Consider the following 13,552-nt stretch of genomic DNA (forward strand, 5'->3'; position numbering starts at 1 on the left):
GGTGGAGGGACTCCGACGGAACGCCGGATTCAGTCGCGCTCGACGAAGATGACGTACACGTAGGTGCGGGGCACGCGGCGCCGGGACGTGAAGCGGATGTCGGTCCGGTTCCGCGGACGCGTCGTGGTCACCCGGGGGCGGCGGGGCGAGCGGGCGCGGCGCTGACTCGACCGGTCGGGACGCGGGGACTCCGGGGCGGGCTCGCGGGCGCCCTCCGCAGCGTCGCGGAGAGCCCGAAGCCTCTCGATGTAGGCATGCGTCCGACCGATGGACGTCAGGAAGTTGGGCTTCTCCCATTCCTTGAGGGTGTCGTACTGGGCGATGAGGAAGAAGGGGAGCGGACCGAGCATGGGATTGCTCACGGTGTTACCTCGTATTCTTGTGTGTATGGTGCAGGTCGATTTTCCAGATGTTTGCGCACGCTGAATACACACAAGGTGGGGCGAGGTGAATTCGGCGGGTGACGGGGAACTCTTTTACCGGTGGAAGGGAATGCGGATCCCGAGGGATTGGCACAGAATCCAAGCGCATTTCCCGGGTGCGGTCAAGGGGTGTCACCGACCCGTCGAACAAGCGTGTAACCGGACGCGATCGGCGTTCGGGTACGACAAATAAGCGCCTAGTGGAGCGCGCTTTGCTGGAGCCCGGTCGGGGCTGTTGCGGCAACGACAGTACCACGCCTCGCCGAGATCTCGGCAAGCCTTTCGTCGCTCCTCGCGGGTGCTGAAAGCGGTGCATTTCGGACCTGTGGGGCGAATGCCTCCAGGGTCGGGCGAAGCATCTCGATGAGGGAGCTTCCGGTGTATTCGAATCTGTGAGCCCATGAACGTTCCGGCCGCCCTCGACCCTGTGTCAAATTTCGTTATCGCTGATCCGGGCGTGTCAAATTTGGGGTACGGTGACCTCATGGTCACGCGCGTAGCCGAGGAGTGGTGACGTTGGACAGCGGCATGGATTTTGGTCCCTGGCTCGCCCGCCAGTTGAAGCAGGTGGGCATGAGTCAGGCCGACCTCGGCGACCGCATCGGGATGACGCGGGCCGCGGTGTCGGCCTGGATCACCGGAAGGGCGACGCCGCGTCCGGAAACCATCGCGAAGATCGCCGAGGCGATCGGTACGGACCTCGGCACGATCCACACCCGTACCACCGACACCTTGTCCGGCCTGCCCGTCACCTGGTACCACCGCCCCGGATACGCCGACGGCGGCCGAGACTTCGGCAACGCCGCCGCCTTCGCCTTCGAGGCCGACGTCGAGGTGTTGGCGCGCGAGGCGACACAGAACAGCCTGGACGAACGGTTCCGCACCGATCAGCCGGTGCGTGTGCGGTACACGCTGCACGAATTGACCGGAGAGGCTCTGGCCCGCTTCCGTGAGGAGATCCGCTGGGACGAACTCCTGCCCCACTACCAGGCAGCGGCTTCGCAGGAGCAAAAGGTCGGTCGGGTGATCGCCGCCGGTCTGCGCGACATGTACGAGCGCGACCGCCTCGTGCTCCTGCGCGTGGACGACTACAACGCCTCGGGTCTGACGGGCGACGACTACGAGACCGGACGCTTCGCCGCCGTGGTGCGTCGACAACTCGACAGCCATAAGTCGGGGAGCGGCGCGGGCGGGTCGTACGGTCTCGGGAAGGCGACGCTGTGGGCGACGAGCCGTCTCGGTCTCGTCCTCATCAACTCCACCCTCTCCGAACCTCACGAGGGACGCACGGAGCGCCGTCTTATCGGCCGGCTGGACCTTCCCTGGCGCGAAGTGAACGGCCGTCCCTGCGCCGGTCCGGCCTGGTTCGGCCGCCCGGATCCGGACGCGAACAGCACCGACGTCGCCCGTTCCTGGTGGGCGGACGAGGAGAAGGTCGAGCGGTTGCACCTCACGCGGGAGAGCGACGAGCCGGGCACGTCGTTCCTGATCGTCGGCGCCCACGACGTGGCCAGCCTGGTGGATCCCGATGCCGAGAAGAACGGTGTCGAGGACGACGACAGCGTGCACCGTATGCACAAGCGTCTCGTCCAGGCGCTGGGTCGCAACTTCTGGGCGGCCATGACCGTGGGCGAGACGCGTCGCCCCCTGCTGGAGGCGTCCGTCAGGACGCTTCGCAACGGTGCCGAGATCATCGCGGAGGAACGGGTCGATCCCCGCACGGAGCAGCCGGCACGCACCCGCGCGCTGCAGGCGTTCCTGGACGGTACGACCGTGGAGCGCCTGACCGAGTTCGGCCAGGTGGCCATGGCGACCGTGCCGTTCGATGTGCCCGCCGGCTCCGGCGGGCGGGAGAAGGCCGAACATCGGGCCGTCGTCCTCGTCACGGAGGCCGACGACGTCGGCAAGCCGAACCATGTGGTCACGATGCGCGGCAACCGCATGACCGTGAGGACCGCCCGGGTGGGAGACCTCTCCGTCGGGACGAACCCCTTCCACGCCGTACTGCTCGCGGGTCACGCCGCCGGGGAGGAGACCCCCGGCGCCGCCGAGGCCGAAGCCTTTCTCCGCGCGTCCGAGCCGCCCGAGCACAACAAATGGGGCCAGACGGAGGAGCTGCGGATGCTGTACTCGCCGTCCGCCTACCGCCGGATCGCCAAACTCACCACCGACACCAACAGGGCGGTACGAGAACTCGTGGCCGTGCCCCGGGCGAAACGGTCGGGAGGGTCCGAACGCCTCCGCAAAAAGCTGACGTTGGGCGGGAAGCGTGCACCGCGGCCCGCCGGTCCGACCGCGTCGCCGACGCTGGAGGAGCTGGACGCCTTCGTCGACGAGAACGGCGCATGGAGCGTCACCGGGGAGGTGAGGATCCCCGCCGGTGCGGACGGCGCGCGACCGAGCCCCGTGGCGAAGCTCGACGTGCGTTCCGGCCCCCGTCCGGTGCTGGGATGGTCCCAACTTGTCGGCGTTCACAACTGTGAAGTGGTGGACGGATCGCTGCACTTCGCACCGGGTGCCCGCAAGGCCACGTTCAGGGCCACGACCGACGTCTCGACGCACCCGGTGAAGGCCGTGTTCACCGGCCTCATCGTCGAACTGGGAACCGACAAGGGGGCCAGGCATGAGGGGCTATCCGTACAAGAGGCTTCCCGGCACGGTGACGCTCAGGGTGACCGCCGTGGAGCTGCGGGGCCCCGGCGATGCCCGGGAACCGCTCGACACCAAGACGTTCTCCACCATCGAGCAGGTCGTGGCCCTGGGGCTGGCCGAGCGGGACGACTGGGAGAAGGCCCGGTTGACGCTCACGGCCGTCGTCCCCGGGCGTGCCACCGACCCCGATGGGCCGTGGTCCGACGTAACGGTCGCGGTCGTGCTCACCGAGGGCGCCACCAACGCGCGGACCACCGTGTGCCTGGAACCCCGCGCCGAGGGCGGCCGCGAGTGGGCCGGCCATCTCGACCTCTGGCGGGCGGACCACTTCGACCGCGCGACGATGACCGTCCATGTGATCGCCACGGTCGACGGGGTGCGGGGCCGCATGATCGCCGCATCGGAGAAGGACTGGATCATCGATCTGAAGTCCGACTCACCTCTGCGCGAGCGGGAGTTGGAGGTGTCCGAGGTCGGCTTCCGCGAGGGCCCCGAGTGGCTGCGCCCCTTTGCGGACGTGCCGTGGACCGTCGACACCTCCGGCGAGGTGCCCACCGTGCACATGAACACCGACTTCGAGGGCGTCACCGAACTGGTCGACGGCAACGGCACTGCGGTCGAGAGTCTCGTCCGCGATCTCCTGCTCGCCCAGATGTGCACGGACGTGTGGACGGCGGTGTTCCACACGGCCGTCGGCGATCTGGAGGTCGAGGACGACGGCACGCCGCTCTTCCCCCAGGACTGGCGGGGCGAGGTGCTCCGCGAGATGCTTCCGGACGTCGTTCCCGGTCGACCACTGGGGGACGCGCTGCGGGAGGTCCACGCCCGAAGGACCGGAGCTTCCGGCTGGACCGACCTGCAGCCACGCATCCATTACGCCGCCACGCGCAGGGCGGAAGTACCGAAGGCCCTGACGGCGACCATCCGCGGCCTCGACCGACTCGACCGGGGGACCGACGCATGACAGACAGGCCCAGCCACCTGCCCGAGCGCCTCGCGCTCCTCGCGGATCTCAATGCCGCTCGCTACATCACCGAGGGCCTGCTCACCGGCAAGGAGGACGTCCCGGCCGTAGCGCTCAACAAGGTCACGGAGCCCCTTCCGGGGACGAGGCCCGGGCGGAGCTCCAGCCGGTCCGCGACCTCGTGGACGACGCCATGCACGCGTTCGGCGGCGAGAAGGTCACCGCCGCCGACGCCTGGTTGGCTCCCCGGCTCCATGCCACGCTGCGGCTCACGCGCCGGGAGGCGGCCGATCGCAGGTTCTGGAACTACCTGGCGCTGGGAGTCGCTCCCGATTACGTGGTGTGGCGGCACACGACGGATCCAGGGAAGGGGGAGGCCCCGAAGGTGGCCGCCAAGCGGTTCCGCGGGGGCGCCGATGTGCAGGCGTTCGCCCGACTGTGGTGGGCGGCCGAACTGTTCCGCAACGGCTCCGACTACACCCCGGTGGTTACGGCCTGCGGCGAACAGGAGATGTTCAACTCCGCGCTGCGACTCACCGTGATCGACCACCGGCCGACCGCGCTGGCTCTGGTCGACCTGCTGGTCCGAGGGACCGTACGCACCGGCCGGGAGGTCAACGCCCTGGTCAAGGCGGTCAACGCGTCCGCCGCCACACTCATGTACGACGTCATGGCGCCCGACGCCGAACGGGACGGCGGACCGTTGGCGCGGTGGATCGAGGCCGCGGAATGGGCGCCGGCCGTGGCGCGGAAGGTGCTTCCGGAAGGGCCGGACGAGGAGAGGGCGCCCGAGGACTCGGTCGCGACCCTCGCCGAGCACTTCGCGGAACTGTTCGCGGAGGCACCCGTACGCGGGAAGAAGGCCGAGGGCGACGAGGCGGAGTGACCGAGCGGGCCCGAAAGTCTCGTGTCAGGGGCTTTCGGGGGTGTCCTTGTCCAGGGAGTCGGTCGGTGGCTTCCACTCCGCGAGCCGGGTGAACCACTCCTTCTCCGGAGGCCCACCCAGCAGCGCGGCGCTCAGGATGTGCAGGGAGAGACGTGGCGGGATGGCGTTCCCGATCTGCTGGGCCACATCGGTCGAACGCCACGGGTAGCGGGCGGGGAACGACTGGAGGAGTCCGCCCTCTTCGAACGAGAGCCGGTCCAGTTCCTCCCCGACCTCCTTCTCGCCCGCCTCGTTCTCCTTCAGGAGGAAGAGCCGGTTGCGACGGAACTTGCCGGTGATCGTCGCGGCCGGCTCCTCGGAGGTGCGGCGCCCCCGATTCTTCGGGTCGCCGCCCGAACCGTAGTTGGACACCAGGACGAAGTCGCGGGGCCGGGTGGCGGCGAGAGCGGCGCCGACCGACACCCAGGACTCCTTCTTCCTGCCGTCCTTGGAACTCTTGGGCGGCTTCGGCGGGGCGAACAAGGCGTCGCCCTGCTGTTCGACCGCTTTGCGGTACGGCCTGTGGGTCGGTTCCGGGAAGTACACGCCCCTTCCCGAGTCCTTCGGATCCCACCGGGCGATCAGCACGGCACGCCGGCGCGTCTGGGGGACGCCGAATGCCTCGGCTTGCAGGACGTGGGCGTCGGCCGCGTAGCCAATGCCTCGGAGCAGTTCGGCGTAGTGCTTCCACACCGGCAGCACCGTGGGGACCTGTTCCAGCACCACGACGTCGTAGGGCCTTTTGCGCTTGAGCTTCGCCTCCATGATCCAGCGCAGGGGCTGCAGCACGAAGCCCGTGCGTTCGTCGGACATGGAATCGGTCTCGCGCTTGACCTCGTTCCAAATGGTGTCGAAGGACTTACGGTCCCTCGCGGAGACCAGACAGCCGGCCAGCCGCTTCACATCCTCCAGAGCCTTGTGGCCCTCCCGGTTGCCGGCCACGGAGAACGACTGGCAGGGCGGGCCACCGGTGAGGACGTTCGCGTCCTGCACCTGGGGGTCGCACGGGCCCAGGGCGGCGACGTCCTTCTCCGTGGTGGTACGCAGACCGGCCGCGTCGCGCGTCGCGCGCGTCGGGTCGTCCCACTCGACCCCGATGCTCTCCACTCCCATGACCGTAGCGGCGATATCGAGGCCCCCCGGTCCGGCGAACAAGTCCACGATGCGGAAACTTGCAGGTAGGAGTGGTGGGTGGGGCCTGGGGGTCATGGGAGGGAATTCTAGCCGGCTTTCGATGCGCTCCCGACCGCTTCCCGAGCGCTCAATCACGCAACGCCGCCGCGATCGCCAGCCCCAATGCCTTCCCCACCGGCGGCGGCGACGCATGCCCGATCTGGCGGTACCGCGCGGTCTTCAGACCCGCGAAGCGCCACTCGGTCGGGAAGCCCTGCAGCAGCGCGGCCTGCGCATCCGTGAGCTTGATCAGCCCCTGGCCGGCGTCGTCCTCGGGCCCGGGGACCTGGTTGGCCAGCGTCCCGCCGTTGACCCCCATCCGCGCCCAGGCGGCCTTTGTACCCGTAGGTCCCAGGTCGGCGCCCCCTCGGTTGTCGGAGCCGCCGACCAGCGTCGGCGCCACCGAGATGGCCTGCGCCGCCCAAGCGTCCGCCCCGCTCCACCCCCGGGCAGCCATGGAGTCCCGAAGCGCCCTCCCCACCGGCACATGGTCCTGGACCGTGGGCGCCGGTGGCCGGAAGCGGTCGAAATACCGGTCCTTCAGCGCGACGAGCACCCCTTGCTTCCGGTCCTGCGGCACCCCGAAGTCCGCCGCGTTCAGGATGAACCAGTGGAGTCGATACCCGAGGTGCTCCAGCTCCTTCCGGACGAACCCGCGCAAGGGCTCGAAGGCGCCGGCGTCGACCAGCCCCGGCACGTTCTCGAGGATCACGGCACGCGGCTGGATCGAATGGGCGAGCAGGACCGCCGCCCTGAGCAGCTGTTCCTCCTCGTCCGTCTCGGCCCTCGCCGCGGTGGCGCTCGACTTCACGCGGGGGAGACCGGCGGACAACAGGTCGACGTCGTACGTCTGCGGGTGCTCGTCCGGGACGAAGTCCAGCAGGTCCATCTCCAGGACCTTCCAGTGCGGCCGGTTCAGGCCCAGCGTCTCGCAGGCCACCGCCTTCCTGTCCAGCAGGAGCACCGGATCGAACCCGGCCTGCTCCAGTCCGAGCGCCAGCCCACCGGCCCCCGCGCACACGTCCACGAACCGCAATCCGCTCACGAGCCCCCGCATCCCCGTTCCGTCCGCCCGGCGGACCTCTCACGATCGACCGTCTCCGCGACCTTCTCCGCGACCTCGACCGGCGCTTGGTGCTCCCAGAAGCGCAGGACCGTCCATCCCTCGGCCACCAGATGAGCCGTGGTCTCCGCGTCGCGCGCCATGTTCCGATCGAGCTTCTGCCGCCACCACTCGGCGTTCGACTTCGGCTGCGTCGCGTGCTCGGGGCAGCCGTGCCAGAAGCAGCCGTCCAGGAACACCGCCACCTTGGCCCGGGTGAACGCGATGTCGATCGTTCGCCGGGACATGTGGGGCACCCGCTCGTTGAGGCGGTAGCGGTAACCGGAGGCGTGCAGCAGCTTCCGGACCGCCACCTCGGGCGCGGTGTCCCGGCTCGCCTGGCGACTCATACGGGCGGAGACGGTCGGGGAAGAGGGTTTGGCGGTACTCATCACGGCCCAGTCTCCTACGCCCGGACCTCTCCGCGGTCGACGACCGCGAAATCGCCCTTGCTCGAATCGACGGTACGGAAGCGCACCAGGTGCCGCTGTCCCGCGCTCGCCGAAGCGGGCGCGACCAGGCAGAAGGCCATGACGACGTCCCCGGGGGCGATCCAGCGCGCCCAACGCCACCCCCCGAGCCCCCACGTTTCCCGGCAGCTCCCCCCACCGGGTACGCCGTCGGCTCCACCCACTGGCCGCCCGGGGAGCGGATCTCCACCGATTCCGCGGGGAACATCTTGTTGCGGGCCGACGGGCGGATCCAGGAGAGGCGCTGGGAGACCAGTGGGGGGCATCTGGGCCGGGTGACCTGGGGCTTGGAAGCCGAACCAGCGGCCCATCTGCATCAGCGTGTCCGCCGGCTGGGTGGTGCGGCGGTAGTACGTGACCGTCAGGCCCTCCACCGTGAAGCCGCGGGAGAGCTTCCTGCCGCCGACCAGGATCTTCCAGACGTGCGGGGTGCGCTCGAAGTCCAGGTCGTAGTCGCGTTCGGTGTCGCCGTTCGCCACCAGGACGGGGGTGCCGCCCGCGTTGATCAGCTGCCGGGCGCGAGACGTAGGCCCTCAGTTCCTCGTACGAGTCCGGCGTGGGCAGGTCCGTGTCGGCGAACCGGTGGAAGCCGGAGGCGCAGAGGGCGGCCTGGTGCCACAGGGAGTTGATGCGCAGGGCGAGGGCCGTGTGCTCGGCCATGCGGACCGACTCGTGGACGAGCATCGTGTGGTGGCGGACCGGCCCGCCGGCACGCCCCGGTCGGCGCGGTACAACTTGAGCGCGCCCTACGGAGCCGGGGCGCACCCCGGCATCCGTTCTGCGTCCCGCAGGCAGCCCCTACACCCGCCCCCATGGCATCCCCGGTACGACTCCCCCGACCCGCACCAGCACTCCGCGCTCTTCGCCGGCGGCCACGGGACCGCGCGGCCCCGTGCGGCCAGGGTCGTCGCGTACTGGGGGAGGAGGTCCGGGTCCGCCGGGGACGCGGATTCGGAGGCGGCGAAGGCTTCGTAGGAGGGGACCGTGCCGCGGACGATGCCGAGGTTCGGGGTGCCCGCCGCCTGGAGGTCGCGCAGGGCCGTCTCCAGGCGGGCCAGGTGGTCCGGGTGGGAGGCGTACTCGCTGCCCAGGCTCGGGTACGCCGTGAGCAGTTCGCGGAACTCGGCGGCCGGCCAGTGCAGCACCGCCACCGGGAACGGGCGGGACAACGCCGTCCGGTACGTGCCCAGTTCGGCGCGCAGGCGGGTGATCTCGGCGCGCAGCTCGCCCGGGTCCGACGAGCCGAGCGACCACAGCCGCTTCGGGTCGTGGAGCTCGTCCAGCGGGACCGCGGCCGTGTGCAGGGTGTCCGCCAGCTCGTCCCAGGCGTCGTGCGCGACGCCCATCAGGCGGCGTACCCGGTGGCGGCCGGTCAGCAGCGACTGGGTCTGGTACGGCACCTCCTCGCCCGGCGCGATCAGCAGGCGCAGGGCCGTGGAGAAGAGGTCGTGGGCCGCCTCCAGCTCGTCGTGGGCCTCCAGCGTCTCCGCCGCGATCTCCCACGGGGCCGCCTCCTGCGGGGCCGCCACGCGGACGCCGTCGATCAGCGCGCGGGCCTCCGCCTCGTGGCCGTACTCCCACAGGTTCGCGGCGCTGAGCGCCCTCACCAGGTGCGGGTGCTCGGTGCGGGGGTCGCCGAGCAGGTCGTCGTAGAGCGTCGTGGCACGGGCGCGGTCGCCGCCGAGTTCCAGGTGGGCCGCCGCCTGGAGGAGCAGCGGCTCGTGGTCCTCGGGGTACTGCGCCGCGGTGCGGAGCAGACGCTCGGCTTCGGAGATGTGGTCGGCAGGAGTCTCGGGGCGCATGCACCACACCGTACTGCTGTGCGGGGGCGCGACGGGGGCCACTCCTGAGGGCCCGGGCATGCCGCCGACCCTCTAACGTGTTCCCTCGTGCTCAGACGACGTCCGCAGTTGTTGTGGTTGCTGGTCCCCTACGTGCTCTACCTCGGGGTGCTGCCGTTCGTGAACCGGGTCCGGCCCGTCGTTCTCGGGCTGCCGTTCCTCTTCTTCTGGCTGCTCGGGGCGACCCTCCTGACCCCCGTCGCCGTATGGCTGACCCGGCGGGGTGACCGCCGGTGAACGCCGCCGTCGCGACCTCCGTCTTCGGGGTCTTCATGGTCGCCACCGTCGCCCTGGGGCTGCTCGCCGTACGCGGCAGACGCGGCGGCGGGGGCGGGCTCGCCGAGTGGTCGGTGGGCGGGCGGAGCCTCGGCAGCGTCTTCATCTGGGTGCTGATGGCCGGCGAGGGCTACACCAGCTTCAGCTACCTCGGCGCCGCCGGCTGGGGCTACAACTACGGCGCGCCCGTCCTCTACGTCGTCGCGTACATGTCCTGCGGTTACGCCGTCGGCTACGTCGTCGGGCCCATGCTGTGGGCGTACGCGCGCAAGCACGGTCTCGTCGGGATCACCGACATGGTGGCGCACCGCTTCGGGCGGCCCTGGCTCGGCGCGCTCGTCGCCGTCCTCGCGACCGTGTTCCTGCTGCCGTACATCCAGCTCCAGATCACCGGCATGGGCGTCGTCGTCTCCACGATCTCGTACGGCACCATCAGCCTGAACTGGGCGTACTTCATCGCCTTCGCCGTCACCACCGGCTTCGTCGTCGTCAGCGGGCTGCGCGGCAGCGCCTGGGTGTCCGTGCTGAAGGACCTGCTGGTCATCGTCACGCTCGGCTTCCTCGCGATCTACGTGCCCGTGCACTACTTCGACGGCTACGGGCCCTTCCTCGACCGGCTCGTCACCGAGAAGAGCGAGTGGCTGACCTTCCCCGGCCACGGGGACAGCGGCCTCGGACAGGCGTGGTTCATCACCACCTCGTTCCTGAACTCCCTCACCGTCGTGATCTTCCCGACCACCGTCGCCGGCTACCTCGGCGCCAAGAACGCCGACGTGCTGCGCCGCAACGCGATGTGGCTGCCCGCCTACAACGTCCTCCTCTTCGTCCCCATGCTGCTCGGCATGGCGGCGCTGTTCGTCGTGCCGGGACTCGTCGGCGCCGAGTCCAACCTCGCGCTCTTCAAGCTCGTCACGGACTCGCTGCCCGCCTGGTCCGTCGGGGTCATCGGGGTCGCCGCCGCGCTCTCCTCGATCGTGCCCATGGCCGTGTTCATGCTGGTCATCGGCACGATGTGGGGCCGCAGCGTGCTCTCGCTCGTGCCCCGCTGGGAACGCCGGCAGAAGGGCGCCGCGCAGCTGGTCGTCGTGGCCGCGGGCTCCCTCGCGCTGCTCCTCACGTACACCGCCCCCAACACCCTCGTACGCCTCTCGCTCATCTCGTACGAGGGAATGGCGCAGCTGCTCCCCATGGTGCTGCTGGGGCTGATGTGGCGGCGGCTGACGCTGCTCGGGGCGCTGTCCGGGCTCGTCGTCGGGGTCGGCGTGGTGTGCGGGTTCGTCTTCACGGAGCACGACCCGGTCTGGGGCGTGAACGCGGGCATCGTCGCCCTCGCCGCCAACCTGGCCGTCGCGCTGGCGGTGACGTACGCCGGTCCGCGCGAGCGCGACGCACGGCCGGACGACGAGGTGCTGGCCCGGGACGAGCTGGAGGCGGACCGGGTGGCCGTCAACGCACGTTGACCCGTCCGGCCGGTCGTGTATAACGGATGGACCGACAGCAGCGGATACGGAAGGGAGGCACCGCCCATGGGCACCGACGCCATGAGCCGCGTACGCGACGGCCTCTCCCGCGTCCTGCGCCCCGCCGGGCTGCTCCTCTTCCTGCTCACCGAGGTGCTCCTCGCCGAGGGCGGCAGCCTCTCCGCCGCCGTCGCGCTCGCCGCCACGGCGGCCGCCGGCACCGCGCTCGTCGCCTGCTCGGTCATCAGCGCCCGCTGCGCCGCCCCGGTGCCCCGCACCCGGGTGCGCACCGCCATGCGCGACCGGGAGAAGCGCACCGCGTTCCTCCCGCAACGGGACCCGGACGCCCAGGGGCGCCGCCGCCCCCGAGCACCGGGCCGTGCCCTCCTGACGGCCGCGTAAGGACAACGCCCTTTTTTGAAGGCCCTTCGCGGACCCGTCACGCCGAAGCACGTACTCCTCGCTTCCCGCATGACGAGACCCCCGGAGGGCTCACCCATGTCCGCCTTCATGTCCGCTTTCGCCAGCCTGGTCGGCGCCCTCGCCGACCTGCTCCACCCCCTCTTCCAGGGCGCGTCCACCGCCGCCGCGATCGTCCTGTTCACCGCGCTCGTCCGGCTCGCCGTGCACCCGCTCTCGCGGGCCGCCGCGCGCGGGCAGAAGGCGCAGCGCCGGCTCCAGCCGCAGATCGCGGAGCTGCGCAAGAAGCACGGCAAGGACCGCGAGCGGATGCAGAAGGCGCTCATGGAGCTGCACCGCGAGGAGAAGGTCTCACCGCTCTCCGGCTGCCTGCCGAGCCTGCTCCAGATGCCCGCGTTCTTCCTGCTCTACCACCTCTTCTCCAGCCAGAGGATCGGTGACAAGGCCAACTCGCTCCTCGGCCACCAGCTCTTCGACGCCCCGCTCGGCGAGCGCTGGCACGACGCCCTCGGGCACGGCGGGCTCTTCGGCGCGCAGGGCCTCGTCTACCTGGGCCTCTTCGCCATCGTGGCCGCCGTCGCCACCTTCAACTACGGGCGTACGAAGCGCCAGATGGCCGCCAACCCGGTCACCCCGCCCACCGGCCCGGACGGGCAGCCGGTGCCCGGCATGGGGGCGATGAACCAGCTCATGCCGCTGATGTCCTTCTTCACCCTCTTCACCGTCGCCTTCGTGCCGCTGGCCGCCGCGCTGTACGTGGTCACCAGCACGACCTGGACCGCGATCGAGCGGGCCTTCCTGTACCGCGACATGACCGCGCCGGGGGCCGCGGTCGCCACGGTCGCGTAACCGGGCCGGGGCCGGGGCGGTCCAGTTTGTGAACAGGGTCTTGCGGAGTGATCGGACGTCTTGGAGGATCGGACAAGCCTGCGATGGCCGCCACCCATCCGACGGGCCTGATCCCGACCGAGGAGAACGACTCTTGAAGCTGCTTCGTGTGGGTACGGCGGGCGCGGAACGACCGGCGCTGCTGGACGAGGACGGAACCCTGCGTGACCTGTCGGGCGTCGTCCCCGACATCGACAGCGCCCTGTTCGCCGACGAGGACGCGCTCGCCCGGGTGCGTGGAGCCGCAGCCGCGCCCGGTGGGCTTCCGGCGCTCGACGCCGAGGGGCTGCGGGTGGGCCCGCCGCTCGCCCGCATCGGCAAGATCGTGTGCATCGGGCTGAACTACCACGACCACGCCACGGAGACCGGGGCGCAGATCCCTGACGAGCCGATCCTGTTCTTCAAGGCCCCCGACACCGTCGTCGGGCCCGAGGACACCGTGCTCGTGCCGCGCGGCAGCGCGAAGACGGACTGGGAGGTCGAGCTGGCGGTCGTCATCGGGCGCACCGCGCGCTACCTGGAGACGGCGGAGGAAGGGCTCGCCCACGTCGCCGGGTACGCGGTCGCGCACGACGTCTCCGAGCGCGAGTTCCAGATCGAGCGCGGCGGCACCTGGGACAAGGGCAAGAACTGCGAGACGTTCAACCCGCTGGGCCCCTGGCTGGTCACCGCCGACGAGGTCGCCGACCCGCAGGCCCTCCCGCTGAAGCTCTGGGTCAACGGCGAGCTGAAGCAGGACGGCACCACCGCCGACCAGATCTTCCCGGTCGGCGAGGTCGTCCGCTATCTGAGCCACTTCATGACGCTCTACCCGGGCGACGTCATCAACACCGGCACCCCGGCCGGCGTCGCCATGGGGCAGCCCGAGCCCAAGCCGTATCTGCGGGCCGGCGATGTCGTGGAGCTGGAGATCGACGGACTCGGCCGGCAGCGGCAGGAGCTGAAGGACGCGTAGGCGC

12 protein-coding genes and 3 pseudogenes are annotated in these 13,552 nt (G+C 70.4%); 8 read left to right on the forward strand and 7 right to left on the reverse strand.

What is annotated here, in order from left to right; translation table 11 throughout:
- Positions 1–29: 29 nt before the first annotated feature.
- Positions 30–362, reverse strand: a complete 333-nt coding sequence (locus tag NEH16_RS20370; protein ID WP_265544233.1) for a hypothetical protein — start codon at positions 360–362, stop codon at positions 30–32.
- A 588-nt stretch (positions 363–950) separates the two neighbouring features.
- Between NEH16_RS20370 and NEH16_RS20375 the strand changes: the two are divergent.
- From NEH16_RS20375 to NEH16_RS20385, 3 genes and pseudogenes are all read left to right on the forward strand, one after another.
- A pseudogene (locus NEH16_RS20375) lies at positions 951–3,041 on the forward strand (helix-turn-helix domain-containing protein); the annotation flags it as partial.
- A gap of 4 nt (positions 3,042–3,045) precedes the next feature.
- Positions 3,046–4,038 carry a hypothetical protein gene (locus tag NEH16_RS20380; protein ID WP_265544234.1) on the forward strand — a complete coding sequence of 331 codons (993 nt, stop codon included), beginning with the start codon at positions 3,046–3,048 and terminating at the stop codon, positions 4,036–4,038.
- Positions 4,035–4,924 (forward strand): annotated as a pseudogene (locus NEH16_RS20385) (DUF6339 family protein). Before NEH16_RS20380 ends, NEH16_RS20385 begins: the two are co-directional and overlap by 4 nt.
- A 24-nt stretch (positions 4,925–4,948) precedes the next feature.
- Here NEH16_RS20385 and NEH16_RS20390 read toward each other — a convergent pair.
- From NEH16_RS20390 to NEH16_RS20415, 6 genes and pseudogenes are all read right to left on the reverse strand, one after another.
- A complete protein-coding gene (locus NEH16_RS20390) occupies positions 4,949–6,172 on the reverse strand; it encodes a DNA cytosine methyltransferase (RefSeq protein ID WP_265544235.1) in 1,224 nt (407 codons plus the stop codon).
- 52 nt (positions 6,173–6,224) lie between these two features.
- Complete coding sequence (locus NEH16_RS20395) at positions 6,225–7,193, reverse strand: DNA cytosine methyltransferase (protein WP_265544236.1); 969 nt, start codon at positions 7,191–7,193, stop codon at positions 6,225–6,227.
- Complete coding sequence (locus tag NEH16_RS20400) at positions 7,178–7,630, reverse strand: very short patch repair endonuclease (RefSeq protein WP_265544237.1); 453 nt, start codon at positions 7,628–7,630, stop codon at positions 7,178–7,180. Before NEH16_RS20400 ends, NEH16_RS20395 begins: the two co-directional genes overlap by 16 nt.
- Before the next feature lie 14 nt (positions 7,631–7,644).
- Positions 7,645–7,770: a hypothetical protein gene (locus NEH16_RS20405; RefSeq protein ID WP_265544238.1), complete on the reverse strand. Its 126-nt coding sequence runs from the start codon at positions 7,768–7,770 to the stop codon at positions 7,645–7,647.
- 65 nt (positions 7,771–7,835) lie between these two features.
- A pseudogene (locus NEH16_RS20410) lies at positions 7,836–8,454 on the reverse strand (Z1 domain-containing protein); the annotation flags it as partial.
- The gene (locus tag NEH16_RS20415; protein WP_265544239.1) at positions 8,455–9,510 is read right to left on the reverse strand and encodes a hypothetical protein; all 1,056 of its coding nucleotides are present in this window, start codon (positions 9,508–9,510) and stop codon (positions 8,455–8,457) included.
- A gap of 117 nt (positions 9,511–9,627) precedes the next feature.
- Between NEH16_RS20415 and NEH16_RS20420 the strand changes: the two genes are divergently transcribed.
- The 5 genes from NEH16_RS20420 (at position 9,628) to NEH16_RS20440 (ending at position 13,548) form a co-directional block, all read left to right on the forward strand.
- Positions 9,628–9,786, forward strand: coding sequence for a DUF3311 domain-containing protein (locus tag NEH16_RS20420; protein WP_073965037.1), 159 nt, complete (start codon positions 9,628–9,630; stop codon positions 9,784–9,786).
- Positions 9,783–11,285 carry a sodium:solute symporter family protein gene (locus NEH16_RS20425; RefSeq protein WP_265544240.1) on the forward strand — a complete coding sequence of 501 codons (1,503 nt, stop codon included), beginning with the start codon at positions 9,783–9,785 and terminating at the stop codon, positions 11,283–11,285. The genes NEH16_RS20420 and NEH16_RS20425 overlap by 4 nt, the downstream gene beginning before the upstream one ends.
- 66 nt (positions 11,286–11,351) lie before the next feature.
- On the forward strand, positions 11,352–11,687 hold the full coding sequence (locus NEH16_RS20430) for a DUF6412 domain-containing protein (RefSeq protein ID WP_265544241.1): 336 nt from the start codon (positions 11,352–11,354) through the stop codon (positions 11,685–11,687).
- A gap of 96 nt (positions 11,688–11,783) precedes the next feature.
- The gene (locus tag NEH16_RS20435) at positions 11,784–12,554 is read left to right on the forward strand and encodes a YidC/Oxa1 family membrane protein insertase (RefSeq protein WP_265547279.1); all 771 of its coding nucleotides are present in this window, start codon (positions 11,784–11,786) and stop codon (positions 12,552–12,554) included.
- A gap of 133 nt (positions 12,555–12,687) precedes the next feature.
- The gene (locus NEH16_RS20440) at positions 12,688–13,548 is read left to right on the forward strand and encodes a fumarylacetoacetate hydrolase family protein (RefSeq protein WP_265544242.1); all 861 of its coding nucleotides are present in this window, start codon (positions 12,688–12,690) and stop codon (positions 13,546–13,548) included.
- Positions 13,549–13,552 lie beyond the last annotated feature (4 nt).

This window comes from Streptomyces drozdowiczii, assembly GCF_026167665.1.
Taxonomy (GTDB): Bacteria; Actinomycetota; Actinomycetes; order Streptomycetales; family Streptomycetaceae; genus Streptomyces; species Streptomyces drozdowiczii_A.